Source organism: Streptomyces sp. NPDC045778 (assembly GCF_056431945.1).
On the sequence record NZ_JBWKJZ010000013.1, the window covers coordinates 107,250 to 131,462 of the forward strand.

28 protein-coding genes are annotated in these 24,213 nt (G+C 72.4%); 9 read left to right on the forward strand and 19 right to left on the reverse strand.

The genetic code is table 11. From position 1 onward, the window contains the following. Positions 1–35: 35 nt before the first annotated feature. Both AC07GB_RS18670 and AC07GB_RS18675 read right to left on the reverse strand, forming a co-directional pair. Positions 36–929: an NADP-dependent oxidoreductase gene (locus AC07GB_RS18670; RefSeq protein ID WP_478846681.1), complete on the reverse strand. Its 894-nt coding sequence runs from the start codon at positions 927–929 to the stop codon at positions 36–38. A gap of 337 nt (positions 930–1,266) precedes the next feature. Then, the gene (locus tag AC07GB_RS18675) at positions 1,267–2,319 is read right to left on the reverse strand and encodes a helix-turn-helix transcriptional regulator (RefSeq protein ID WP_478846683.1); all 1,053 of its coding nucleotides are present in this window, start codon (positions 2,317–2,319) and stop codon (positions 1,267–1,269) included. A gap of 209 nt (positions 2,320–2,528) precedes the next feature. Between AC07GB_RS18675 and AC07GB_RS18680 the strand changes: the two genes are divergently transcribed. Beyond that, the gene (locus AC07GB_RS18680; RefSeq protein WP_478846685.1) at positions 2,529–3,014 is read left to right on the forward strand and encodes a hypothetical protein; all 486 of its coding nucleotides are present in this window, start codon (positions 2,529–2,531) and stop codon (positions 3,012–3,014) included. Positions 3,015–3,019: 5 nt separating this feature from the next. Here AC07GB_RS18680 and AC07GB_RS18685 read toward each other — a convergent pair whose 3' ends face one another. The 3 genes from AC07GB_RS18685 to AC07GB_RS18695 form a co-directional block, all read right to left on the reverse strand. Further along, a complete protein-coding gene (locus AC07GB_RS18685) occupies positions 3,020–3,280 on the reverse strand; it encodes a hypothetical protein (RefSeq protein WP_478846687.1) in 261 nt (86 codons plus the stop codon). Further along, positions 3,277–3,582: a hypothetical protein gene (locus tag AC07GB_RS18690; RefSeq protein ID WP_478846689.1), complete on the reverse strand. Its 306-nt coding sequence runs from the start codon at positions 3,580–3,582 to the stop codon at positions 3,277–3,279. The genes AC07GB_RS18685 and AC07GB_RS18690 overlap by 4 nt, the downstream gene beginning before the upstream one ends. Before the next feature lie 312 nt (positions 3,583–3,894). Further along, positions 3,895–5,292 (reverse strand): MFS transporter, encoded by a 1,398-nt coding sequence (locus AC07GB_RS18695; protein WP_478846691.1) that lies wholly within the window; start codon positions 5,290–5,292, stop codon positions 3,895–3,897. A 154-nt stretch (positions 5,293–5,446) separates the two neighbouring features. Between AC07GB_RS18695 and AC07GB_RS18700 the strand changes: the two genes are divergently transcribed. After that, positions 5,447–6,319, forward strand: a complete 873-nt coding sequence (locus tag AC07GB_RS18700; RefSeq protein ID WP_478846693.1) for a helix-turn-helix transcriptional regulator — start codon at positions 5,447–5,449, stop codon at positions 6,317–6,319. An 82-nt stretch (positions 6,320–6,401) separates the two neighbouring features. On the opposite strand, the gene AC07GB_RS18705 is transcribed toward AC07GB_RS18700, so the two are convergent. The 5 genes from AC07GB_RS18705 to AC07GB_RS18725 form a co-directional block, all read right to left on the reverse strand. Then, positions 6,402–6,713 carry a cold-shock protein gene (locus AC07GB_RS18705; RefSeq protein ID WP_478846695.1) on the reverse strand — a complete coding sequence of 104 codons (312 nt, stop codon included), beginning with the start codon at positions 6,711–6,713 and terminating at the stop codon, positions 6,402–6,404. A 78-nt stretch (positions 6,714–6,791) separates the two neighbouring features. Next, positions 6,792–7,562, reverse strand: a complete 771-nt coding sequence (locus tag AC07GB_RS18710; RefSeq protein ID WP_478846697.1) for a phosphotransferase enzyme family protein — start codon at positions 7,560–7,562, stop codon at positions 6,792–6,794. A gap of 66 nt (positions 7,563–7,628) precedes the next feature. Further along, positions 7,629–8,399, reverse strand: a complete 771-nt coding sequence (locus AC07GB_RS18715; protein WP_478846699.1) for a GbsR/MarR family transcriptional regulator — start codon at positions 8,397–8,399, stop codon at positions 7,629–7,631. 88 nt (positions 8,400–8,487) lie between these two features. Next, positions 8,488–9,564 carry a TolB family protein gene (locus AC07GB_RS18720; RefSeq protein WP_478846701.1) on the reverse strand — a complete coding sequence of 359 codons (1,077 nt, stop codon included), beginning with the start codon at positions 9,562–9,564 and terminating at the stop codon, positions 8,488–8,490. Positions 9,565–9,967: 403 nt separating this feature from the next. After that, on the reverse strand, positions 9,968–10,159 hold the full coding sequence (locus AC07GB_RS18725) for a hypothetical protein (protein ID WP_478846703.1): 192 nt from the start codon (positions 10,157–10,159) through the stop codon (positions 9,968–9,970). Between the two features lie 232 nt (positions 10,160–10,391). Here AC07GB_RS18725 and AC07GB_RS18730 point away from each other — a divergent pair, with 232 nt between their 5' ends. Next, positions 10,392–10,982, forward strand: a complete 591-nt coding sequence (locus tag AC07GB_RS18730) for a transposase (protein WP_478846908.1) — start codon at positions 10,392–10,394, stop codon at positions 10,980–10,982. Between the two features lie 36 nt (positions 10,983–11,018). Here AC07GB_RS18730 and AC07GB_RS18735 read toward each other — a convergent pair whose 3' ends face one another. Next, on the reverse strand, positions 11,019–11,888 hold the full coding sequence (locus AC07GB_RS18735; RefSeq protein WP_478846705.1) for a sigma-70 family RNA polymerase sigma factor: 870 nt from the start codon (positions 11,886–11,888) through the stop codon (positions 11,019–11,021). Between the two features lie 94 nt (positions 11,889–11,982). Here AC07GB_RS18735 and AC07GB_RS18740 point away from each other — a divergent pair, with 94 nt between their 5' ends. Together AC07GB_RS18740 and AC07GB_RS18745 are read left to right on the forward strand one after the other, a co-directional pair. Then, positions 11,983–12,186: a hypothetical protein gene (locus AC07GB_RS18740; RefSeq protein ID WP_478846707.1), complete on the forward strand. Its 204-nt coding sequence runs from the start codon at positions 11,983–11,985 to the stop codon at positions 12,184–12,186. Continuing rightward, complete coding sequence (locus AC07GB_RS18745; protein ID WP_478846709.1) at positions 12,183–12,536, forward strand: DoxX family protein; 354 nt, start codon at positions 12,183–12,185, stop codon at positions 12,534–12,536. Before AC07GB_RS18740 ends, AC07GB_RS18745 begins: the two co-directional genes overlap by 4 nt. A 28-nt stretch (positions 12,537–12,564) precedes the next feature. On the opposite strand, the gene AC07GB_RS18750 is transcribed toward AC07GB_RS18745, so the two are convergent. Next, positions 12,565–13,242: a DUF4232 domain-containing protein gene (locus AC07GB_RS18750; protein ID WP_478846711.1), complete on the reverse strand. Its 678-nt coding sequence runs from the start codon at positions 13,240–13,242 to the stop codon at positions 12,565–12,567. A gap of 236 nt (positions 13,243–13,478) precedes the next feature. Here AC07GB_RS18750 and AC07GB_RS18755 point away from each other — a divergent pair, with 236 nt between their 5' ends. Next, complete coding sequence (locus AC07GB_RS18755; RefSeq protein WP_478846713.1) at positions 13,479–13,643, forward strand: hypothetical protein; 165 nt, start codon at positions 13,479–13,481, stop codon at positions 13,641–13,643. 217 nt (positions 13,644–13,860) lie between these two features. Here AC07GB_RS18755 and AC07GB_RS18760 read toward each other — a convergent pair whose 3' ends face one another. Further along, positions 13,861–14,421 carry a GNAT family N-acetyltransferase gene (locus AC07GB_RS18760; RefSeq protein WP_478846715.1) on the reverse strand — a complete coding sequence of 187 codons (561 nt, stop codon included), beginning with the start codon at positions 14,419–14,421 and terminating at the stop codon, positions 13,861–13,863. Positions 14,422–14,573: 152 nt separating this feature from the next. On the opposite strand from AC07GB_RS18760, the gene AC07GB_RS18765 reads away from it, so the two are divergent. Next, the gene (locus AC07GB_RS18765) at positions 14,574–15,518 is read left to right on the forward strand and encodes an aldo/keto reductase (protein WP_478846717.1); all 945 of its coding nucleotides are present in this window, start codon (positions 14,574–14,576) and stop codon (positions 15,516–15,518) included. 31 nt (positions 15,519–15,549) lie between these two features. Here AC07GB_RS18765 and AC07GB_RS18770 read toward each other — a convergent pair whose 3' ends face one another. Genes AC07GB_RS18770 through AC07GB_RS18795 form a run of 6 tightly spaced genes read right to left on the reverse strand, consistent with a single transcriptional unit; the run spans position 15,550 to position 23,472 of the window. Continuing rightward, positions 15,550–16,779: an ABC transporter substrate-binding protein gene (locus tag AC07GB_RS18770; protein ID WP_478846719.1), complete on the reverse strand. Its 1,230-nt coding sequence runs from the start codon at positions 16,777–16,779 to the stop codon at positions 15,550–15,552. Next, positions 16,776–17,720: a hypothetical protein gene (locus AC07GB_RS18775; RefSeq protein WP_478846721.1), complete on the reverse strand. Its 945-nt coding sequence runs from the start codon at positions 17,718–17,720 to the stop codon at positions 16,776–16,778. The genes AC07GB_RS18770 and AC07GB_RS18775 overlap by 4 nt, the downstream gene beginning before the upstream one ends. Further along, positions 17,717–18,019, reverse strand: a complete 303-nt coding sequence (locus AC07GB_RS18780) for a hypothetical protein (protein WP_478846723.1) — start codon at positions 18,017–18,019, stop codon at positions 17,717–17,719. Before AC07GB_RS18780 ends, AC07GB_RS18775 begins: the two co-directional genes overlap by 4 nt. Further along, positions 17,998–19,197, reverse strand: coding sequence for a VWA domain-containing protein (locus AC07GB_RS18785; protein ID WP_478846725.1), 1,200 nt, complete (start codon positions 19,195–19,197; stop codon positions 17,998–18,000). The genes AC07GB_RS18780 and AC07GB_RS18785 overlap by 22 nt, the downstream gene beginning before the upstream one ends. A 58-nt stretch (positions 19,198–19,255) precedes the next feature. Further along, positions 19,256–21,649, reverse strand: coding sequence for a tetratricopeptide repeat protein (locus AC07GB_RS18790; protein ID WP_478846727.1), 2,394 nt, complete (start codon positions 21,647–21,649; stop codon positions 19,256–19,258). After that, positions 21,646–23,472, reverse strand: a complete 1,827-nt coding sequence (locus tag AC07GB_RS18795) for a trypsin-like serine peptidase (protein ID WP_478846729.1) — start codon at positions 23,470–23,472, stop codon at positions 21,646–21,648. The genes AC07GB_RS18790 and AC07GB_RS18795 overlap by 4 nt, the downstream gene beginning before the upstream one ends. Before the next feature lie 78 nt (positions 23,473–23,550). Here AC07GB_RS18795 and AC07GB_RS18800 point away from each other — a divergent pair, with 78 nt between their 5' ends. Further along, the gene (locus AC07GB_RS18800; protein ID WP_478846731.1) at positions 23,551–23,847 is read left to right on the forward strand and encodes a trypco2 family protein; all 297 of its coding nucleotides are present in this window, start codon (positions 23,551–23,553) and stop codon (positions 23,845–23,847) included. Between the two features lie 101 nt (positions 23,848–23,948). After that, on the forward strand, positions 23,949–24,167 hold the full coding sequence (locus tag AC07GB_RS18805) for a hypothetical protein (protein WP_478846733.1): 219 nt from the start codon (positions 23,949–23,951) through the stop codon (positions 24,165–24,167). Positions 24,168–24,213: the final 46 nt, after the last annotated feature.

The window sequence follows — 24,213 nt, forward strand, 5'->3', positions numbered from 1 at the left end:
GCCTGCCAGGTCGTGTGGCCGCGCGGGGAAGCGGCTCAGATGACGATGACCCGGCGTCCGCGTGTGTGCCCGGCCTGGCTGTCGATGTGCGCCGCGGCGGCCTCGGCGAGGGCGTACGTCTTCTCGACGGGGATGTGGAGTCGTCCCCGGGCGATGAGGTGGGCGGCCTCGGTGAGGGCTCGCGGCACGTTCCCGGTCACGCCGGAGAAGTGGACGCCGTGTTCCGGTGCGCTGCGGTCGGCGATGGAGACCACCTTGCGCGGGTCCCCGGTCAACTCGACGAGTTGCCGGAGCACGCCCGAGCCCGCCAGGTCGAGCGCCGCGTCGACCGGGCCGATCCGGCGGACCCGCTCGGTCCAGCCCTCGTCGTACGTCGTCGCGTGGGCGCCCAGGCCGCGCAGATAGGCCTGGTTCGCGGCTCCGGCCGTGCCGATCACGGTGATGCCGCGCTCGCGGGCGATCTGGAGCACCGCCGAACCGACTCCCCCGGAGGCGCCGCTGACCAGCAGCGTCTGCCCCGCCCGCACACCGACCTCGCCGATGACGCGCAGCGCGGTCTCCACCACCGAGGGGTACCCGGCCGCCTCCTCGAACGTCAGGTTCGCGGGCATCGGGGCCCAGGCCGCGAGCACGGCGAACTCGGCGTAGGCGCTGGATCCGCGCCCGAACACGCGGTCGCCGACCCGGATCCCGTGGACGCCCTCGCCGACCTCGTCCACCACCCCGGCGGCGTCCTGCCCGATCCCGGCAGGCAGCTCGACCGGGCGCACCTTCTGGAACTGGCCTTCCCTGATCCTCCAGTCGACGGGGTTCACTCCCGCCGCCCGCACGGCTACGCGTATCCGGCCGGGGCCCGCGTGGGGCTCCTCGGCGTCTTCCAGGCGCAGCACGTCGGGGCCGCCGAATGCGGCGAAGCTCACTCTCTTCATGCCGCCGACCGTAACACTATCGGTTAGGGTTTTGGAACCGTTGCTTCTTCGCACCTGGTAGCGCTAAATCCGGCGTCAGCGGGCCTGCCGCGAGCAGGCGCGGACACAGACACGCCACTGCGGGCCGGACTTACCGGCCGCAGTGGCGTGTGTTCCCCCGTGATTCCCCCGTCGGCCGATCGGTCGTCGGCCGCCTACCGCTGTCGCGGTGTTCACCGGAAATCTACGACGCGTGACACGGACCCCTGTATCCCCAACATTGGGGATGGCGTACGCCCTTGAACCGGTACCGCGAGACGGACGAGAGCGACTGGAGCGACCGAAGCGACCGAAGGACTCAGGAGTGGAGCGCCGCGTACAAGGCGTCACGGCCGGAGGTGCCGGTCTTGCGGAACACCGTCTTCAGATGGGTGTTGACAGTGTGTACGGACACGTCCATCAGCCGGGCGATCTGTTTGGGTGCCGCGCCCGTGCAGAGGCGCTCGACGACCTCGCACTCGCGGGCGGTCAGCCGGTGCCAGGCCGCGAAAGCGGGCAACAGCAGGGCGCCCGTCGCCTCTTGGAGGACGACCGCGACCTCGCCCCGGCCGTCCGGGTCCATGCACTGGGCGTGCACCGCGATCCGCCGGCCCAGGAACGCGGCGGGACTACAGGCCAGTGCGGGCGGGGCACCCGGGTCGACGGCGTGGCGGCGGGCGGCGAGGGAGATCTCGCGCATCGACGCGCTCGGCATCCAGCGCGGGGCCAGGCCCCGCTCGGGGTGGATCTCCTCCAGCCACGCGTGCGCCTGCGGGCTGACCGAGCGCACCTCGTCGTCGGGGCCGACGAGGACGACGCCCGGCGGCAGGAACCGGTGGCCCGTGCCGGGGCCTTTGGCGGTGGCGTACCCCCGCAGGAGGGCGATCAGCGGCTCGGAGAGCGCCGTGAGCCGGCGCGCGTCGTCCTGGTCGAAGGGCCTGCGGCCGGACTCCCGTACGAGCGCGAGCAGTCCCCACAGCCGCCGGGGGCCCTCGCGCAGCAGCAACCGCAGTTCGCTGCCGACGCCGTGCGCCGCGAGCGTGCGCGAAGCGCGCCGGTGCCCCGGCGTCGCGGGGGCGTCCCCGCCGAGCAGGCCCGCGGGCTCCGGCAGCCGGGCGACGTCCGCCGGGCCGAACGGGTCAGCGCCGAGATACGAGTCCTGTAGCTGCGCATGGAGCAAGGACGGCGGGAAGCCGTGCAGAAAGCCGTAGGAGACGGTCCCCGTGGCGGGGTTCATCCCGAACAGGCGCAGCGCGTCGTGCGCGATCCACGGCCCGAGCACCTGTGAGACCAGCTCGGCCAGCTCGTCCCGCACGAACCGTTCCCCCACGGCACCTCTCAGCGCGCCGGCCCATCGGCTCACATCGCCCATGTCCGCAGTATCGGTGCCCCCGCGACGGGACCGGCCCGAACGAGCCAGGGCTTCAGGGCAGGTCCTGAGCGGAAAGACGCCTCCGGATGTGGAGGAGGCGGCCTGACGCCCCACGGCACGCGCCGTCCGGGTGTTCGTCTTGCGTACTGGCCGCCGCCTCGCCACGGTAGGACCATGCTGTCCCAAGAGGCGGCGCAGGGAGGGAAGTCGTGAAGCACGACTTGATCGAGCTGGGGCGCGTGGGCCGCACACTGAATGAGACCCTCGCGATGCTGGAGGGGGAGCGGCGGCGCCTGGAGCAGCGGTACGGGCAGGACCCGGGCGGGGAGCACTCCGCGGGCAGCCCCATGCAGACGATGCACGGGATCAGGGATCTCTGCCACGGCGTACGCGAGACGCTGAAGAGCGTCGCCCTGGGCGTCGGGTACATCTCGCTCGGCCTGGACGGGGAAGCCGACCGCGCCGTGCGGTCGGCACGCCTGGGCCTGATCACCGTTCCGTCGGGCGTGGACCGCATGGCGCGCCCGCTCGGCGAGGCCACCGTGTGCGCCCTGGAGAGGATCCGTGATCTCGACGGTTTCTTCGACAAGAACCTCGGGCTGGAGGTCGATGTGGCCCTCGCCGCGCCGCAGGCGACGTACCCCCCGGAGGACTGGGCGGAGTACGACCGGCAGCGGCGTACGCGACCGGAGTGACCCGGTCAGTGGGTGAGGGGGTCGGCGAGTTCGACCACGGTGATCCGCCGGGTGGTGTCGTTGACGACGAGGAGGACGATGAGGCGGCCGAGACCGGCGGAGCGCATGCGGACGGGGCCGGGGACGTCTTGCCCGTACACGCCGGTGACCTGGTCGTGTTCGGTGGGCAGACGGTCGAAGAAGGCGATGAGTTCGGCTTGGTCGCCCAGGGGTAAGCCCGCGATCCGGCGGCGGATGCCGGGCGGGACGACGAGCGCGTAGGTCACACGGCGTTAGTTTGCCGCTTTCCCGTGTTGGTGCGCAGCTCGTCGAGGAAATCGCCGGTGGCGCCGTCGTCGGCGTACTGGGGCGGGAGTTGGCCGTCGTGCTGCCGCGCGTACTCGATCAGGGCGTCCGTGCGCGGTGCGACCTCGTCACGCCAGTGTTCGACGAAACGCTGCCAGCGGGCGAGGGCCTCGGGCAGTTCCGGGAGGGGCGTGAGGTTCACCTCGCGGAGGAAGGTCTGGCGGGTTTCCGCGACGGGGATGGCGTGGGCGAGGGAGTCGATGGTCCACGGCTGCTCGCTCATGGTGCCCTCCGAAGTCTCGCCGCGTCTCGTCCGAATTCGCGGATGTCCATGCGGATAGCGGTCCGGATCTCCATGCGGATCTCGATGCTGACAGCGATCCGGATCTCAACGCGGATCTCAACGCGGATAGCGATCCGGGTCTCGATCCGGATGAGTTCACGGATTAGCTTCGTACCCACCGTAGCGTACTGAACAGTGCGGGGGAGGAGCTTCCGCGCTGCCGCTGTGACCTGCGGGTTTACGTGGACCGGCCCGTCGCGGCCTGCTGGGAGGCCGTGGTGGTGACCGGTGGGCGCGCCACCCCGGCCGCCCTCAGCGCCGCGGCAGCAGCGCCCCCGCACCGACGGCCATGACCACCAGGAGGCAGGCGGCGCTCAGCAGGCTCTCCCGCATCCCCGGTGTGAAGTCCCCGGCGAGGAGCGCGCCGAAGGCGGCGATGCTCACTGCTCCGCCCGTCTGACGGCTGGTGTTGAGCAGCGCCGCGGCCGTCCCGGCCCGCTCGGCTGCGACGCTGTCGAGCATCAGGGAGGTCAGCGCCGGCATGGCGAGGGAGCCGCCGACGCCCAGCGGGATCATCAGCAGGGCGGTCGCCCACGGGGGCGTGCCGGGGCCGACGGGGAGCAGCACCCCGCAGCCCAGCGCGACGATCAGCAGCCCGGCGACGACGACCGGCCGCCGGCCGAAGCGGGTGACGGCCCGCGGCGAGAGGTAGTTGACGTGGGCGGTGACCAGCGCCATGGGCACGAACGTCAGCCCGGCCGAGAGCGCCGACTGCCCCCGCTGCTCCTGGAAGTACAGGCTCAGTACGAACACCCCGCCGTAGAAGGCGGCGTTGAGGGCGAAGCCCGAGATGACGGGCACCGTGACGCCACGCAGGCGGAACAGTCCCAACGGCAGCATCGGGTCGCGCCGCCGTGCCTCGACGGCCACGAAGGCGGCCGCGGAAAGCACCGCGACCAGGGTCGCGGCGAGGACGGTACCGGTGAGTCCGTGGTGCCCGCCCTCGATCACGGCGAAGGTCAGCGCGGCCAGCGCCAGGACCGCCGTGAGCTGTCCCGGCACGTCGAACGCGACCGGGTGGCGCGGGGAGCGCGTGGCCCGCGCGAGGGCCAGGAACCCGACGATCCCGGTGGGCGCGTTGAGGCAGAACACGGCGCGCCAGCTCCACTCCGTGGTGAGCAGCCCGCCCAGGACGGGCCCTGCGGCGATGGCCACCGCCCCGCCGACCGTCCACAGGGCGATGCCGCGTGCCCGTTGCTCCGGATCGGGGAACGCCTGCCGGATCAGCGCCAGCGAGGAGGGCACCATCACCGCCGCCGCGCTCCCCTGCACCACGCGGGCCGCGATCAGCACGCCGAGTGTCGGCGCGGCCCCGCAGGCCAGCGAGGCGAGCGTGAAGACGCCGAGCCCCCAGCCGTACGCGCGCCGCGCGCCGACCGCGTCGGAGAGCGCCCCGGCGGACAGCATCAGGGCCGCGAACATCAACGTATAGCTGTCGACGACCCATTGCGGGCCGGACGTCGAGCCGCCGAGGTCGTCCCGCAGGGCGGGCAGGGCGACGTTGACGCCGGAGACATCGATCGTGATCACGAAGAAGCCGAGGACAGCGGCGAACAGGGCCGCGCGGGCGGAGCCCGGCCGTCCCGGCTCGTCCCCGGCGGACATGCCCGCCTCTGCTGCCGTGTCCGCGCCGGACCGCGTCGTACTCATGGCGCCTGCTCCTCCCCGCGCTGTCGCTGTGCATCCGGCAGGCAGCGTGCCCCGCCCGCGTCCCTCCGTGGCAGGCCGAGGTGAGCGGGGGAGCTGCGAGCCTGGCCCTGATACGGCCCCCCCTGCGTACGGGATTCTTTGCGAGGATGAACGGATGAGCGAAGGTACGGAACTGGGCCGCTTCCTGCGCGCCCGGCGCGGGCAGGTCCGCCCGCAGGACGTGGGTTTGCGGGCGGGCACGGGGGTCCGCCGCACTCCGGGGCTGCGCCGCGAGGAGCTGGCGACCCTCGCCGGAGTCAGCGTCGACTACTACACGCGACTTGAGCGCGGACGCGAGACCCGGCCGTCACCCGGCGTCGTCGCCGCGCTCGGTGAGGTGCTCCGGCTCTCCGACGAGGCGCTGCACCGGCTGCACGAGCTGGTGGCGCTCGCCGGGGGCCGGCAGCCCGCGCAATCCCCCGGCCCCGCGCGCACGGTGCGGGAGTCGCTGCGCCTGCTCCTGGAGACGGTGCGCCCCGCGCCGGCGTACGTCGTCAGCCGCACCAACGACCTGCTGGCCGCCAACCGGCCCGGCCTGCGCCTCTTCTCCGGCATCACGGACTGGCCGTGGGAGCAGCGCAACCTCACGCGCTACATGTTCCTGCACCCCATGGGCCGCACGCTGTACCGCGACTGGGAGGAGATGGCGGCGCACAGCGCGGGCCATCTGCGCGCGGTGGCGGGCGCCGCGCCGGACACGCCGGAGCTGGCCCGGCTCGTCGGCGAACTCATGCTGAAGAGCCCGGAGTTCGCCCGCCTGTGGGAGCGTTACGACGTACGGGAACGCGGCGGCGGCAAGAAGCACTTCCGGCACCCGGAGGTCGGCTCGTTCTGCCTCTCCTTCGAGGTGATGGCGATCTCCCGCACGGACGGCCAGCGCCTCGTCACCTACCAGGCTCCGCCCGGCACCCCGGACCACGACGCGATGCTGCTGCTCGACATGGCGAGCCCCGGGGAGGCGACGCTGCCGGAGGGAGCCGGACGGTAGCTCGGCTCGGCACGCGGACACGGGGGGCCTCTCCCCCGCCCCCGCCCCCGCCGACGGCGGGCTCAGCTCTTGGCCGCCGGAGCTACTCAAAGGTGATGCTCACCCAGGACGTGTAGCCAGAACCATCGCCCTCCCCACCCTCACGCCCCGGCTCCTCTCCCCCGGCCCGGACGTACACGGCTCGCCGGCGACAGCCGTCCTGCTCCTCCTCTTCCACGGAGAAGGACACAGCTTCGCCCACGCTCAGTTCGCGAAACCCTTCAGCGTCGATGCTGGAGAAGTGAGCCCACACGGGATCCGAAAGATCCGGGGAGGTCAGCACGCCCCAGCCCTCTTCGGAGTTCCACTCGCTGACCACTCCCACAAACATCCTGTCGGCGTCCGCGTCAGGCATGATTCCCCCCTTGCCTGCCCTCGCGAGGGCCTCTGGCGGATGGAGTCCACCGGGGCGGCGACATCATGTGCGCCACAGTCACCCCGCTGCGAAAGCGGCGCGCAAGGTGTCGCGGTGGGCGCGCACGTAACGGATGTCCGCCTCGTACAGGTCGGTGTGGCCCTCCGCGATGTGCTGCTGGAACGCCTCGTTGCCCCGCGCGGCCTGGTCACGCATGAAGTCGACGAGGGCCTGCAAACGTTCGGGCACGGCGTCGATGACCTCCGCGCCCACCTCCGGGCCATAGGCCCGGCAGAAGGCGGCGACCCGGCGCCCCTGCTCCTGCGGCGTGCCGAAGCTCTCGGGGTTGCCCGGGCCTTGCAGCGGAGCGAACCGGTAGACGGAGTAGGCGAGGTCCCAGACCCGTGGCCCCGGGTGCACCGTGTCGAAGTCGATGAAACCGACCACCACACCGTCCTCCACCACACAGTTGTACGGGGCGGCATCACCATGGCACATGACCTCCGCGGGCCGGCGGGCCGGGAGCAGCCAGCGGTCGCCGGGCAGCGGCTCGAAGGTGACGGTGGCGTCGTGGAAGCGCCGCAGCAGTGAAGCCGCGGAGGTGAGGAGTTCGGGCGTACGCAACTGAGGCGTGAGCGCGTTGTGCACTTCGCCGTCGAGGAAGGTGAGCACTTCGTTGCCCTCGTCGTCAAAGCCCCGTGGCTCGGGCGCGCCGTGAAATCCCTGGTCGTGGATGTGGTCCAGGAGTCGGTGGATCGCCGGCGCCGCGGGGGACGCCGGCCGGTGGACGACGTCCCCATGACGGCGCACGACGTTCACGCCGCCGTTGAATTCCTGACGTTCAGCCACCCACGCCTCGCTCTCCAAGATCCATGACCTGTCTCGACCGACCGTACAGGGGTGGGATCATCCGGGCTATCGGGAGCAGGCGTGCTCGCCGTCGTCGCCAGTGCGTGCTGCCTCCTGGGCGGAGCGGACTTGGGGCCATATCTCCACCCACTCCAGCAGGTAGCTGCCGAGGTGGTCCAAGAACTGGCCCAGTACGTTGAGCCGGGCGCCCGCGGGGGTTTCGGGGCCGAGGATGCCGACGCAGTCAAAAGCCGTCTCGGCGAGTGTCGCGCTGTGCCGGAAGCTGGCCAGGACGGCCTGGTACAGCACGTCTTCCCCGACGACGTAGCGGTCGTTGCGCTGCCCGGCCACGCGTTCCCTCCCGATCATCTGCTGACGCTCCAGCAGCGCCACGGCCTTGGAGACCGACGCAGGGCTGACGGCAAGGTGCTGGGCCAGTTCCGCCGCCGTCGCGGTGCCGGAGTCGGTGACGCACATGAAGGCCAGCACGCGGGACATCGTTTGTTGCAGGCCCAACGCTACGAACATCTGCACGAGCCGTTCCTCGCAGTCACGCACCGCGCCCTCGCTCCTGCCGTAGCCGTCGTCGAGTACGGCAGGAGCAGGGGGCTTCGACGTGACGCTTCCCGCGGTTCGAGGCCGTCGCGCGCGCCGCCGTGCCGCGTGGTGCGCCCGGTCCGCCCGGTACTCACGCGGGCCGCCGTTGCGCATCACCTCCCGCGTGACGGTCGACGTCGGCCGCTCCAGACGCTTGGCGATCTCGGAGTACGACAGCCCCGCGGACAGCCCCGCGGCGATACTCCGACGCTCCTGCTGCGTCAGCCTGCTGCCCGGCATAAAGGGCCCCTCCTGCCAGGCGTCGACGGGAGGGGCTGCCGTAATTCAGGAGTCACGCTGCGTCCTTTTGTTCTGAAGCGGAGCCCCGTCAGTGGAAGTGGCGGACGAACACGTCCGCCTTGCCGTTGGTGTCGCCGGGCACCACGTCGTCGGCCGTGGACTGGAAGACCACATCGCGCCCGTCGGCGCTGACCGCGTCGGTCCCCGCCGATGCGGGCTGGTCGGACACGGTCTCGTCGGTGCCCGTCCGCAGGTCGCGCAGCACGAGCGACGGCCCGCTCGTGTCGCGCGGGGCGTACAGCAGATAGCGGCCGGTGGGGTCGATGGCCACGCCCCGGGCGTCCGGCACCGGTTGGGCGGTGCCCGTACCCACGTCGTGGACGTACGTGTCGGAGCCCGAGAGGTACACGACCTTGCTGCCGTCCTCGCTGAGCTGGACGAGCGTCGCCGCCTTGGACGGGCCCTCGACCGGGCCGGAGGTGGTGCCGCCGGACCGGTCCCGTACGAAGACGTCCCCCGCCTCGCCGTCCTGGTAGGCGACGTAACGGCCGTCGCCGCTGAGGGAGGGCAAGGACGACTGCGTGTGATCGAACTCGGCGACCGTCTCCTTGGCGCCGGTGTTCCAGTCCTGGACCTCGACGCGCTGGCCGGTCGAGGGCTGCCTGACCACGAGGGCGATGTAGCGGCCGTCCGCGCTCAGCGACGGCTGACTACAGCTGTAGGCGGAGCAGTTGGCGGAAGCCGTCGCTCCCGTGCTCACCTGGTACTGGCGGATCCGTACGTTGTTCACCCACTGCACCGGATAGGCGACGTACGCCCCGTCGCCGCTGATCACCGCGGGCTGGAGCGGGGACAAGCCCCCCATCCGCTTGAGCTGCCCCGCCCGCTGGTCGCGGACGTACACCCGGTCGTCGCCCGTCGCGTCGCCGGGCGTGAGGTTCTTCGCCGACGACGAGAAGACGATGTGGCGGCCGTCGGGCGTGATCGAGGCTCCGGTCGAGTTGTCGTCGGCCTGGGTGCCGTCGGCCGCGACGCTGACCCTCTCGACACCGGCTCCGCGGTCGCCCGTGACGCCGGCCCCGGACGCCGGCCCGGCCGAGGCGACTCCTGGAAGCGCCACCGTGACCGCGCAGGCCACGACGCCCGCGCTCAGAGCGGCCCGCACACGTCTGGTGGTACTCCGGTTCGTACTTCCCCTCATTTTCCCCCCAGCTGGAACACGGCGTCTCCCCCAGCTCCCCACTGGAGGCTCACGGCCATGGAACCGTGACGGCACTGTGGGGTCAATGCGGCGCACGGCGTGCCGAGAGGCGTGGTTTCGGTCATGTGCAAGGAGCCCCGCCCGCGGACCCAGGCACTCCGAATCCCATGTACGATCTACTCGTAACTCCGGCGCTGGGCGCGGGAGTCACGCGTCTGTGGTCCAAGGAAAGACGCCCATCATCCGATGGGAAATGCAGGTGCAAGGCCTGCCGGGCGCTCCACACGAAGGCCCCCTCCGCGGAGGGGGCCTTCACTGCTTCCAGCCGTCGTCGGCCGCGTGCCGGGTCGGGGGCCCAGGGCCATGGTCAGGCCGCTCGGGTGTAACGGTCGGCCCGGCGGGCGGTGCGCCCGGCCGTCAGGCGGGCCTCGGCCCCCTCCCGGCCGAGCACCCGGCGCCGCGGCTTCGCGGCCTTGAGGGCTTCTCGTACGAGCCGGTGGCGGGCGGCCTGCTGGGCCAACTCGGCGGCGCGGAACTGGTGGAGTTCGTAGTCGAACATTCTCGTGTCCCCCTGTGGTGCTCGGTGTCTCGTCTCGCTCTGTGCGATGACTCCACTTTCGCTTCCCAGGGGGGTACGGCACATCGGGAAGGTTCCGCATCTTGCGGGGGGCGGGGGCCTTAGGTGTGAGGGGGTGCCTTAGACACCGCTTCTGCCGCCGGTGTTCAGGCCGGCCTGGCCCACCGTCTAGAGGGTGCCGACGACGTCCGGCCCTCCTGGCCTCCACCAGCACATGGACTGCCCACTCTCCTGGGACGCCCTTGCCTACTGGGTGCGAGCCGGTTGCTGCCGCACGACTTCCCGCCGTACCGGACCGTCGATCACTAGTGGCGGCTGTGGCGGATCTAGCGCCGTTGGGAGGAGATCCCCGCGGCCCTCAGTGCCCGGGAACGTACAGGTCAGGGCCGTGAACCGACACCGAGTGCGGGAGTGCGACAGCCAGAGCGTCAAGGCCACCGAGCGCGGCGGCTGGCCCGGTGTGCCGGCAGGTTTCCGCGGCTGCGGCATCTGTCGGCCGAACAAAGCTATCGCGGCCGTGACTTCCTGGCCTGGGTCCGCGACCAGACCGGGATCAGCATCCAGACCGTGCAGCGCAGGGACGGTGGCTTCGTGCACCTGGGCCAAGGCCGACGCCCCTGCGCGCGGGGTGCCGACGTTCCCTGTGGTTCCCCGCCACTGGGTGATCGAGCGGAGTTTCGCCTGGCTGGGCCGGTGCCGGAGGCTCTCCGAGGACTACGAAGATCTGGCCGCCAGCCAAGAGAACGCGATCTACCTGGCCACGGTCATGCTCCTGCCGCACCGGGCCGAAAGGACCCTGCCCTGACAGGGCCCTTCTCAGACACCCTCTAGTTGTTGCGGGTCAGGAGGTTGTCGGCGGTGGGGCGGGGGCGAAGTGGTCGTCGGGGTGGGACGGGCGCAGTGTGATGCGCGTGACCTTTTGGTCGGCTGTGCTGATCTCGATCGTGGCCAGAGGGTGTCCTCCTGGGGCGATGAGGTACACCGGCCTGTTGTTGACAGTGAGTCTGCAAGCGGCCTGAATGCGATCACGGAAGTGCACGGTCTCGGTGGCGATGTCGACAGCGCCGATGACGGTGGTGCGGCCTCCGCGAGGCAGGAGGGCCGCGTCGGCGTCGCGGATGCTGTCGGGGGCGAGCAGCTGGATCATCGTGCGTGTGTCCCCGGTCCGGGCTGCTGTGAGGAAGGCTTCGACGATCTGCTGGTCTGGGCTGCTGTTCGGCTCCGAGGCGTGCTGAGCGGCGGTTTCGAGGCGCTGTCGGGCCCTGCTGGCATGCTTCTTGGCACTGGACACCGTCCCGCCCAGCACGTGTGCGATCTGGTCGAACGGCACGGAGAACAGGTCGTGCAGGACATGCGCGACCCGTTGAGGCGGGGTCAACTGGTTCAGCAGGACCATGAGCGCCCGGGAGACGTCCTCTGTACGCAGGATTGCTTCGTCCGCGGCCAGTTCCGCGGCCGGGACGGCGTCCGCGAGCAGCGGCGTCTCGTTGCGCCGACGCCGGGCGCGCAGCTCGTCCAAGCAGACTCTGGCGGTGATCGTGGTGAGCCAGGCTGACGGGTTCTCGATCGGTGACGAGGCTCCGGCGTTCATGGCCCGCAGCCATGCCGTCTGGACAGCGTCCTGGGCGTCATGAGCCGAGCCGAGCATGCGGTGGGCGGCCGACAGCAGATGCGGTCGTGCGGTCTCGAATTCTTCGACTGTGATCGGCATGGGTGTCACCTTTTCGGGCCGGCGAACGTCGGGACTGTTGGTTCAACCCATTCCTGTTCGCATCCCGTTCGCATCCCGAGGAGATGACCACGTCATGAGCCTACAGATGGTGCGGTTCCGCACCGACAGCGGCACAGCTGCCGAGGTCCGGCCGCAACTTGCGGAGGTGTTCGCCGCCCTCCGGACGGCGTCTGCTGCACCCCAGGGCCTGGTCCGCACGCGTGACCTGATCAGCCGAGCCGCGGGGGCGCCGGTGCCGCCAGAGCCGTTCGTCGTCGTGGGGTCGTGCGTCTCGTGAGCACCGTACTGATCATCGCCACTGTCGGGTGCGTCGTCGCGAACGGGTTCATGGCGATCGCGGACTACGCGCGAGCGCCGTTCGTGCTGGCGAACTCCGCAGAGGTCCGGCTTGAGCCAGCCGCGTTGCCGTATCTGGCAACCCTGAAACTCGCGGGAGCTGCCGGCCTTCTCGCCGGCCTCCTCGGGATCCACTGGCTGGGCCTGGCGGCCGGAGTCGGCTTGACCGCGTTCTTCATCGGCGCGGTCCTGTTCCACGTCCGCGCACGCGTCTTCTACAACATCGCCTTCCCCGGCGCCTACCTGCTCCTCGCAGTCGCCAGCACCAGCTTCTTCATGGGCAAACTATGACCCACGCCAACGCGCCCTCAGAATAAACCTAGTTGGTCGTGTGGGTGGGGAAGACCTGGACGTCGGTGTAGGCCCCCTTGATGTCCCCGGCGCCCGCGGGCCACTTCAGGTTCACGCTGTGGGTTTCGTTCGGGGGCGTCACCAGGATGTGGGTCGGGGACGCGAGGCTGTGGCCGCTGGTGTCGATGTCGTAGGCGAGGTTGAAGACAGCGGCGTCGCCGGGCTTCAGGACGGTGATACGCGGTTGGGCCCGGCCGCGCTCGATGGGGCTTGTCGTGTGGTCGGCGTCCTTGATGTCGACGCCCGCGAAACCCGTTGCCGAGCAGGTGGTCGAACCCCGGTTGGTCATGGTGATGTCGATCCTGCCGGACTCCTCGTCGGGCGCGGCGTCCGCGGCCTCGATGGTCAGGTCGGCCGTCTTGCAGAACGTGGCCTTCCCGCCGGTCTTCGCCGTGCCCCTCGTGTCCGTCCTGTCCGTCCCTTCCTCGGCCTCCCCGCCGGTACCCGTCTTCGTGTCACCGGCCTCCGAGCCCGAGCCGCCATCGGACTTCGAGCCACCGCCCGCACCGGAACCGGACGAAGACGACGAGGACGAGGAGCCCTTGGCGGAGGAGTCCTTCCCGGCGTCGTCGCCGCCACAGGCGGTGACCGAGAGGGTCGCGGCGAGGCCGACGGCGGTGAGCGCGGTGAGCCGGGTGTGCTTCACGGTTTCCCCTAGCAGTGGCGCGGTACATGTCAGGTGGTCGCGGTATTTGTATCTCGCACCGAGTCACAGGCGTTCCTCCGCGGCGTCCTCGTTCTGTCACAGGCGTACAACTGCGCCTGGGACAGCGGGAGAAGAACAGGCTTCCCAGATGCAAAGGTGACAGGCGAGAATGGATCACTGAGGAACCACACGGTTCCGCCTACCGAACGGGGGGCTTCATGCTCTTCATTGTGTCGATGCTGGTTGTACTCGCGGCCGCGGCAGCGGCGTGCTTCGTCGTCCTGCGGCGCCGGGGCGGCTCGGGAGACCGCGGCGCGCTGGAGCGCGGCGCGGCGAGTCAGGGGTTCTCGGAGGCGCTCGGCTCGTCGAACGCCACGCGGCAGAATTCTTTCGGTCCCTGAGTACGGGGGCTCCGCTCCCGGTCCCTTAGTACGGGGCTCCGCTCGTAGACGGGCGCGGCGCGCGCGGGCGGCCGTCGCCGCGAGGACAGGGGCCCCCGCGGCACCCACCCGGCGCGGCCTGCCCGGCCCGCGCTCCGCACCCGTACACCACCGGTCGCCGCTGCGGTAGCGCGACGAGGGCTTGAGGCTGCGGCTCAGTTCGTCGTGGCCGCGTAGGTCAGTTCGTGATCTGTGCTGCTGTTCGTGCCATCTCCGCGGTGATGGCCCATCGCTCGTGGTCCCTCCACTCGCCGTTGATGTACTGGAAGGCGGTCGAGTAGCCCTCACGCTGGAAGCCCAGGCGTTTGACGAGGTTCAGCGACGGCGTGTTGTCCGGTTGGATGTTCGCCTCCAGCCGGTGCAGACCCAGTTCGCCGAAGGCGAGTCGGAGCACCAGGCCCAGGCCTTCGGTCATATAGCCGCGGCCGGTGGTGGAAGCGTACGAGGTGTAGCCCAGGGTTCCGCTCTGGAGGGTGCCCCGGACGATGTCGTTGATGTTGATGCCGCCCACGATCGCGCCGGTGTCGCGCAGGCAGATCACGAAGCCCTCATGGGTGGGCAGCCCGAACCGCTCAAGGCGGCTCTCAAAGGCTTCCGCCGAGGTCTCGCGGGCGCCCAGCCAGCGGCGCAGCATCGCGGCGCTCTCCCGGGCCAAGGCCGTCAGCTCGTCGTAGTCCTGGCGGTGGACGTGGCGTACGGCCACCCGCGGTCCTCGCAGGAGGTAGCTGCTGCTTGCCATTCGGGGAGCCTACGCGGCCTGGAGAAGGCCAAGAACATCGGGCGGCGCAGATCATCGCGGCTGCTGGTGGGCAGGATCTGTGGAGAGGGCCGCGGTAGGGGCGTGCGGCACGGGCACATCTCGCGGGGGCACCACGAGAGGGAGGGCAACGCATGGCAGGGCAGAGCGACTTGCGTACCGGGCAGCCGGTGTACGGGTGCATGGGGCTCGGCGGCACCTGGGACAGCGTGCCGTACACCGCTGCGGACATCGCGCACGCCGAGGCTGCCGTCGAGGCGGCCCTGGACATCGGCATCACGGTGTTCGACCACGCCGACATCTACCGGCGCGGCAAGGCCGAGGCGGTCTTCGGGGAGCTGCTCGACAGAGCGCCCGGGCTACGGGAGCGCGTCGTCGTGCAGACGAAGTGCGGCATCCGGCAGGCCGACGGCGTGCACCCCGGCATGTACGACCTGCGCGGCTCGCACATCGTCCGGAGCGTGGAGGAGAGCCTCACCCGGCTGCGCACCGACGTCATCGACGTCCTGCTGCTGCACCGGCCCGACCCGCTGGCCGACCCGCAGGACATCGCGAAGGCCCTCACCTCCTTGCACGGGCAGGGCCTGGTACGCCGCTTCGGTGTGTCGAACATGAGCGCCGCGCAGATCACGCACCTCCAGGGCCACCTCGACCTCCCGCTGGTGGCCAACCAGCTGGAGATGAGCCTGGGCAGCCGGGACTGGGTCGAGGCGGGCGTCCTGGTGAACACCCCGGCCGCGGCGGAGAACGGCTTCCCGCACGGGACCGTCGAGTACTGCCACGCCCGCGAGATCGAACTCCAGGCCTGGGGCGCCCTCGCCCAGGGCCGCTACACCGGGGCCGCCGACTCGCCCACAGCCCGGCTCGTCGCCGACCTCGCCGCACGCAAGGGCACGACTCCGGAGACGATCCTGCTGTGGTGGCTGCAACGCCACCCGGCCCGTATCGCCCCGGTCATCGGCACCAGCCGGCCCGACCGCATCCGCGCCTGCCGCGACGCCGCCAGCCGCGAGCCCGAGCTGACCCACGAGGAGTGGTACGACCTGTGGGTCACCGCCCGTGGCGGCCCGCTGCCCTGACCGGCGGGCCGCGTCCCGGCCCTTCAAAGGGTCACCCGCCACCGCACACCGGCAGGTCCTGCTCGACGCGTACCGCCTCCAATTCCTCCAGGCGGGCCTCCAGTTGCTTCGGGGCCACGAGGAAGCGCAGCACCGCCTGGTGGAAGGCGTCGCGGGTGGTGCGGGGCATGGCGTCGGAGGCGTCCCAGCAGAGAGGCTCCCCCGGTGCGCGCAGGCTCGCGGCGATCCGGCGTGCCGTGCTGTCCTGGCCGCCCTCCGGCGCGGCCTCCTTGTTGGCGGTGTACTCCGGCAGCGCCGTGTCGGGGTCGGCCAGGTAGCGGATGAGCTTTTCGGCCTCCGGTGAGGAGTTGAGCAGGGTGGCGAGGTCGCCGGAGACCTCCCAGGCCCCGGCGTGCGGGCCGGCGTCGGGGACGACCTCGGCGGAGTGGACGTAGGCGCCGCCCGCCCGCTGCCAGTGGGCGGCGCGGAAGGAGCCCTGGTGCTCCAGGCGGCCGGGGGCGCAGGCCGCGCCGAAACCGGTGGTCAGGGCCTGCTCGACGCGGTGGTTGCGGCCGGCGCCGACCAGGTCGCCGAAGGTGGTCCAGGCCTTGCGTACGGCGTTGTCGGTCCAGGGGAGTTCGCCGTTCGCCCAGTCCTCGTACAGCCGGGGTCCGGCCTGCTGGAGCAGGATGTCCTCCACCCAGTCGGTGCCCGGCCAGCCGGAGGTCGCGCCGGACTCCATGCCCAGGCACCACCGCCCGGGCGTGCCCGCCGCGCGCACGTCGGGCCGGGCGCCCGCGTACCACACCATGCTCTTGAGACCGGTCTTGACGGGGAGCCAGTAGGTGTGGCTGCCCAGGCCGGGGATCGTCACCTCGGGTGCCCAGATGTCGTCGTACTGCCGGGGGTCGAAAAGGCCGTCCAAGGGCTTGAGCCTGCCCTCGGCCGCGTAGGACAGCGGTTCGCCCGGCCCCGGCAGGATCGCCACGTCGGGCGGGTCCCCGGCCGCCATGTCGGCGGCAAGGACCTGGCTCAGCGCGGAACTGCCCTGGTAGACGACGTCGATGCGGTACTTCTCCTCGAAGGGCTCGATGACGTCGTCCTCGAACTGCTCGCGCTCCGCGCCGCTCCAGTTGGCGAGCAGGGTGACCGAGCCCGTCACGTCCCGAGCCCAGCGCACCCCGGCGACCACGCCCGCGCCGAGCAGGACCAGGCAGACGACGATGACCGCGAGGGTGCGGGGGCGGGGCCGGCGGGGCGCGGTGCGCGTGCCGGTCCTCATCGTGGTGCCCTGAACCGGTACTCGGCGATCCGGGGCCACAGCCCCCACGCCGTCAACGCCATCACCACGGCCCCTCCCAGCAGTATCCAGTCGGACAGCGACGCCCAGAGGCCGGCGTGCGCCAGGGCGTCCTGCACCTGCTCCGCGACCCGGGGGATGTCGCCCGGGTCGTCCTTCGGCACGCGGATCCCGGCGACGGATTCGGTCATCGCGTCATGTGCCTCGAAGGTGACCCACGCAAGGAGCGGTACGCCGACCGCGCACAGCACGGTCGCGGCGAGCAGCCGCACCTGGACCGGCCGCCGGAAGCGGCGCCGTACGTACCGCTGGGTCTCGACCAGCGCGGCACACAGGGCGACGTACAGCACGGCGACCGTGCTCCAGCCGAGCCACAGCTGCCACGGGAAGGCTGCCTGCTCTCCGGCCTCGTCGAGCTGCCGGCCGCGCAGGGCGTCGAGGCGGCCCAGGATGTCTCCGCCGGACCCGGCGCCGGGTCCGGCCTGGAGGCCGAGGACCTGTTCGGCGTAGAACAGGTAGGCCGCGCGCAGCGGGGAGTCGTCCGGCTCCTGGCCCCAGCGCTCGACCCAGCCGGAGTAGACGGCGATCAGGCCGGTGGTGGTCTGGAGGTCCTGGCGGCCTTCCAGGCCGGTGACGTTCTCCGACGCGGCGAGCGCGAGGCTCTGGTGGGCGACCGAGACCTGGGTGTGGAACTCGCCGCTCTTGTCGGCCTCCGGGCCGCCGTGGCGGACCACGTCGTGGGCCTCGCGCATCGCGCTCTGCGCGGTGTCGACGGCCAGGATCCCGGGGGTGCTCGACGACGACAGCGGCACGGTGTCGTCGTGCACGCCCCGGTAGGCGAGGAAGAGGACGAGGGTGATGGCGGCCCCGAGGGCGAGGAGCAGCCTGAGTCTTCGGGTCAGGTCCCGGCCGGTGGTGCTCACGGCCGGGTCTCGAAGCGGTGGCCGCAGGAGGGGCAGAAGCGGGCCGCCGCCGGTGCCTTGTGGGAGCAGGCCGGGCAGGGCACGGTGGCACCGCCCGGGCCCCCGGCGGCCGTGCCTCCGGCCGCGCCGCCGCTGCTGTCGGTGCCGGACGCCGGGCCGTAGCTGCTGTGGCTGCTGGCGGCGATCAGGTGCTCGAAGTCCACGGCCGTGACGTCGGGGCGCAGGGTGACCCGGCCCGCGCCCGCGTCGTCGATCCGCGCCAGCTGGGCGAGGCGGGTCAGCTGCTCGTCGGCGCCCATCGCCCGGGCGAGCTGTGCCGCCCGGCCCAGCTGGTACTCGGCGAGGTCGCGTTCGCCGCGGCGGTGGGCGTCGGTCGCGGCGGCGATGGCCTCGCCGAGCCGCTGGTGCTGCTCGAAGTGCTCGACCTGGGCGTCGGTGTGCCGGGACAGGGCCGGGTTGTCGGTCCAGTGCACCAGGCAGGGCTGCGGCGCCGGAAGGCGTGCCCCCTGGTCGCCGGGTACGTCGACGGCGACCACGGCGAGCTGGAGGTCCTCGCGGCGCGGGCGGCCTGCCGGGTCGGCGAGCAGGCACAGCTGGTAGCGGCGGGTCTCGTCGCCCCAGGCGCGGGTGACGAACCGTCCGGCCCGCCTTCGGAGGACAGCTCCGCCTCGGTCGGGAAGACCTGCTTGAGGTAGCGCACCTCGGCCCCGGGCATCGGGGTCACCGAGATCGCCAGCTCGGGGACGGTCTTGGTGAGGAGGCGGTGCACCAGCTTCTCGTACTCCGCGGGCAGGTCCTCCTCCTGCCGCACCGAGGAGGCGGAGCCGTGCAGCCTGCGGGTGACGCCGAGCAGTTCGCGGGCGTCCCAGCCGTCGCCGATCCCCCACGCGTCGCAGACGAACCGGCCCGCGCACGCCTCCAGGACGCCCGCCAGCGGCATCTCCTCGTCGTGCTCGTTCTTCCCGTCGGTGAGCAGCAGGACGTGCCCGACGGGGGCGTTCTGCTCGGTCAGCAGCCGCCGGGCGAGGTCCAGCCAGGCGCCGACGCAGGTGCCGCCGCCCGCGACGAGGCCGTGCACCGCCCGCTCCGCGCGCTCCCGGGTCGCGTCCGACGCGCGGGCCATGCTCGGGGTGCCGGGGTACGCCATGGTGGCCTGTTCGTTGCCCCGCACCACCGCGAACGGCGTGCCGTCAGGCAGTCGGCGGATCGCGGCGACGGCCGCTTCCTGGGCGGCGTGCAGCTTCTCCGGTGGCCAGGTCATCGAGCCGGAGCAGTCCAGGGCGAGGACCTGTGCGAGGACCGGGCCGCCGCCCTCGGTGCCGTCCACGCGCACGCTGAGGACGGCGTGCATCCGCGGGTCGCTCGCCTCGGCGGAGAGGTACTTCCACTGGCTGACCTCCAGGCCGACGGTGACCTGCCCGGCCGCCCCGGCCGTCCGGCCTGCCCCGCCCGCTTCCGGCGCTCCTGTCTCCGCCATGTCCGTGCGCCTCCCTCGACCTCGTCCCTCGTCGTCGGTCGCCTTCGCCGCCGCTCGCTCACGCCGTACGCCGTCGTCGGCCGCGCAGCAGCTCGCGGACCGTGGCCGGCTCGGGGAGCACCGCGTACGCCCGGTCCAGCAGGTCGCCGCGCTCGCCGACGCTGCCCGCCTGGTCCGCGAGCCGTTTCAACGACCGGGAGAGCAGGCCGGCGAGGGCCGGCTCGGTGTCCGCCGGGCCGAACAACTCGCCGGTGGGGAAGCCGTTCCCCCAGCCGCCGGGCGGACGGCAGCCCAGCGCGTGCTCCCTCAGCTCGGTGACCAGGCGGTCCCAGGAGCCGCCGCCGTCCAGGTGCAGGTCCGCGAGCCGGCCGTCGGCCTCGCGCAACTCGGCGGCGCCGGGCGCGGATCCGCCGGGCAGCCGGCCGGCGAGGGCCCGCACCGCGGCCACGCGTGCGGCGTCGTAATGCCGGGAGGTGCTCGGCACCTCGTCCAGGACGGCGACGGCCCGGTGCCGGTCGCCGCGGCGCAGCTGGACGCGGGCAAGGCCGAAGGCGGCGCTGCCCTGGGTGCGGTCCCGGCGCCGTACGGCTTCGTAGTACTCCTCGGCCTGCCGCTCGCGGGCCTCGGCTCGCCGGGCCCGGGCCTGGGCTTGGGCCTGGGCCGCCCCGGTCTCCCGCCCGGCCAGGTACTCGGCGCAGTACCCGAGCGCCAGCTTGGGCGCGGCCTCGCCCGGCAGGGCGGCGTAGGCGGCCATGAACTCGCCCTCCGCGGCCTCCACCTGACCGCGGGTCAGCTGGACGAGGCCCTGGTGCCAGAAGATCCGCCAGTCGTGGTCGCCGACGCGTTCCTCGGCCGTCCGCACCCACGCCGCGGCCTTGTCGGCGTCCCCCGCCTCCAGATAGGCGCGGCACAGCCACAGCGCGGCCTCCGCGGTGCGCAGCGCCGGGTCGCTCGCCGCGCGCTCGGCGATGCGGTCGGGGGTGTCGGCGGCGAGCCCGCCGAGCAGTACGGCGGCGGCGTCGCCCGCGTCGGGCAGGGGCACGGGCAGGGCACGGGCGGTCTCCCGGGGGTCCGGGGCGCCGACGGGCAGTTCGGGGACGGCGGAGCACCGGCCCGTCCCGGCGGGGCGGTGGGTGAAGTGGCCGAGGGCGGGGACCGTGCCGAGGGCGGCGCCGAACAGCGCGGCGGTCGGCTCGAACCGGGTGGACCGCTCCGGATACGGCTCGTGGCCGCTCAGCGCCTGGTGCTCGCGCAGCACTTCCCACAGCTGGCGGGACATCTCGGCGGCCGAGCGGAAGCGGGCGGCGGGTTCGGGGCGGGTGGCGCGCCGGATCAGCGCGTCGAAGGAGCGGGCGGCGAGGCCCGCGGGCGGTCCCGCCCGCTCGGCGAGGACCTTCAGGGTGCGGCCGACGGTGTAGAGGTCGCTGTCGACGTCGAGGCCGCGTTCGTCGCGTTCCTTCTTCGGCGGGCCGTAGCCGAGGGTGTACACCAGGCCGGAGGAGCGGTCGTCGATCCGGCGGATCGCGCCGAGATCGATGACCTTGATCTCGCGGCCGTAGTGGATGACGTTCTCCGGCTTCATGTCGCAGTAGAGCAGGCCCTGGTCGTGCAGATACTCCAGAGCGCCGAGGATCTTGCAGCCGTACGTGATGACGTGCCCGAACTCGAAGCCGCCGGGCCCGAAGAGCCGGTCCAGCTCCTCTTCGGGGGCGAACCGGATCCAGGCGAGCGAGCGGCCGCCGACGTACTCCATCACGATGTAGCCGGTCGGTTCGGTGTCGCCGGGCGCCTGGTGCTGTACGTACGTCACGATCCGGACGATGTCCCGGTGGTGCAGCGTGGTGAGCGAGCGGCGTTCCTCGACGGCGGCCCGCCGGGCCACGGCGTCCCCGGTGTTGATCAGGCCTTTGAGGACGACGTGCAGGCCGGGCACGCGGGTGTCCTCGGCGAGGTAGACCCAGCCGTGGCCGCCGACCGCGAGGTAGCCGAGCACCCCGTAGTGTCCGGCGACCCGGTCGCCGGGGCGCAGTTTCGGGCGGAAGGAGTACTCCGTGCCGCAGCCCGGGCAGTAACCGTGGTCCGGTGCCGGGCCGTCGTCGTAGGAGACTCCGATCGTGCCCGGGCAGTTGTCGACCCCGCAGCGCCGGCCCCCGGTGGGCGGCCGGGCCGTGGTGTCGGCGGCTTCCGAGGACTCCGGCGACGGCAGGTGGGGCAGCACGAGGAGCCCGTCGCGGTCGAGTTCGCCGGCGGCCGGGCCGGAGGGGCGCTTCGCGCGGTCGGCGGCGTCGCCCGGGCCGGCGGCCGGTGTGTCCCTCCCTCGCGCGTCCGGGCCCGGTCCGTCGGGCGTCGGCGAGCCGGGGGCGACGGCTCGCCTCAGGCAGGTGTCGCAGAAGCCGGTCACCATGATCGTGCCGCCCTGGCAGTCGGCTCTGACGCAGGCGGCGCCGCTCATGCCGGGCCTCTGGGCCGGTCGGGGCGGGCGCCGGTGTGGTGGGTGTCCACGTGGTGGGTGTAGGCGTCGACCGCCGCCTCGGCCGCCTGGACGTCGCAGGGGCGGGTCTGGAGCAGGTCGTGCGCCCGGAGGTAGAGAGCGTCCACGGCCGGGTCCTCCTCGCCTTGGGTGGAGTGCTGGTGCAGGACGTGGTAGCCGCGCAGGCGGCCGCCGAGTTCCTCGCGGCGGTCGCTCAGGCGGTCGAGCCGGGCGATGTGGCGGGTGAGGCGGGCGGCGACGCGTTCCGCGAGGCGCTCGTAGCGGGCCAGGTCCGGGCCGTGACCGCGGGCGCGGTCGCCGTCACGGTCGCGGTCGCCGTCACGGTCGCGCCCGCCGTCGCGTCCGCCGTCGCGCTCGCGGTCGCGGCCGCCGTCGCACCCACCGTCGCGGCCGCCGTCGCGCTCGCGGTCGCGGCCCTCCGCCCGGAGCAGGTCGGCAAGGGCGGCGTGGGCGGCCACGAGGTCCGAGTCGACGGGCCGGACGCCGTGCGGCACCACGGCCGCCAGGCGTTCCCGCAGGGCCTCGGCGAGCGGCCCGGTGATCTCTCTGAGCCGTGCGACGAGCCGTTCCCCGCGCTCGCGCGCGGGCCGCGTGAGGAGTCCGCCGCGGGCGCGGTCGTAGCAGCCGCCCGTCGTGCGGAAGACCAGCAGCAGCCTGCTGCCCCCCGCGCGCAGCACTTCAAGGAGGTCGAGCAGGGCGGGCGGGTCGAGCGCCTCGTCGACGCCGACGACGACCAGGTTGAGAGTGACCTTCGCGGCCCGGATCCGGTCGAGGGCGGAGTCCCCGTGCCGGGGCCACAGGCCCGTGCGCTCGGCGATCCGCTCGGCGATCTCCGCGGCGGTGAGCCCGCCCGCGTGCACGGCGAGGTCGTGGCCGCCGGCCGACGGGACGGTGCCCGGCGGGTCGAGGGATGCCCGGCCGACGGAGGCCGCGGTGCGCAACTCCCGGTCGGCGAGGGTGATGGCGCGGCGCAGCGTGGCGCCGCGGGCGGCGTCGCCGTGCCGGACGACGCTGATCTTCACCTGTCGGCCGTCGTCCCGGAGCCAGGCCGCGAGGCGCTGGGCGAACGGCTCGTCGAGCAGCGCCTCCGCGGCGTCGTCCTCGGTGGAGCGCAGCCGGTCGTCGACGGCGGTGGGCCCCTCCAGGAACGGCTCGACCTGGGGCAGGTGCCGGACGACGGTCTCGGCGGGGCTCATGAAGGAGAACCGGTTGCCGTGCTGGTCCTTCTGCCCGGTGAGCACCATGCCGATGACGTCACCGGTGCCGCTGTCGGCGACGCCCGCGCCGCTGCAACCGGGGCCGGCCAGCTCGCCGGGGCTGGTGGGGCTGAGCTGCACCTGTCCGTCGCGTCCGCAGCCGCCCACGACGGTGGCGCGGAACCAGATGCCGCCGTTGTGGTCGTACGGGAAGCCGTACATCCGCACCGCGCGGCCCGGCGCGGAAAGGCGATGCAGCCGGGCCGCCTCCTCGGCGGGCCGGGGCCGCTCCAGTCGTAACAGGGCGACGTCCCCGCTGGGGTCGCCGTCCGCGTCCTGTGTCTCCGGTACGTACGCGTCCCCGTCCACCCAGGCGGCGACCGCGGGCACGCTGCGGTCGGCGGCGCCCACGAACTCCGCGGTGACCCGGGCCGCCGCCCGGTCCACCACATGGGCACAGGTCAGGACCTGGTCGGGGCTCAGCAGAATGCCTGCCCCCGCGATCTGCCCGTCAGCGCCCCGGATCCGCACGGCCCAGCTCGGCGTCTCCGTCGACGAGGCGGCTTGGACTCCCCCGCCAGCAGCCATACTTCGCAACTATACGACCGTCAGGTCCTGGCGCATACTGACGCCAAACGAGATCAACGGGCTTGCTGGGGAGGCGAGTTGTCGAACGAACCGGGGTTCGTGGGGCTGGCCGAGGTGATCCGTCAGATCAGGAGCGAGCTGGAGGCGGCCCGCCTGGAGAGCCAGGGTCAGGACCTGAGCTTCGCCGTGGAGAACGTGAGCCTCACCTTCACCGTCCAGGTCCACCACTCCGGAGGGGGCCGCGGCGGCATCCGGATCGGCGTGGTGACGGCCGAGCTGAGCGGCAGCGTCGACCGCCAGGCCACGCACCAGGTCCAGGTCGACCTGACACCGGAGCTGACGAGCGGCGGGCGGGTGAACGTGAGCCGGGGGTGAACCACTTAGCACCGCGGTTCAACATCGCGGTGTTGAGCGCTTGTTGATCAGCGGTCGGTTCACTGCGTGCGTTGACCCCTTCGGAGCCTTGGAGGCTTTTCGTGATCAAGCAGGTGGCAGTGGGTGTGGCGACGGTCGCCCTGTGCGCGTTCGGCAGCGGCGTGGCGCTTGCCGCTACGGGCGGGGACGGTGCCGCCCCGGCGTCGGCGGCCGCGCCGGGCAAGGGCACCACGACCGGCTTCGCCCTCACTCCGGACGCGTGGGAGCACGGCGTGACCGCGTCGAGCTGGCTCGACAAGCCCCGCCCGGGCGAGATGTAGTTCAGCGGATTCGCCCCGTCGGCGAAGTGCCGCCGAGGGGGCGGGT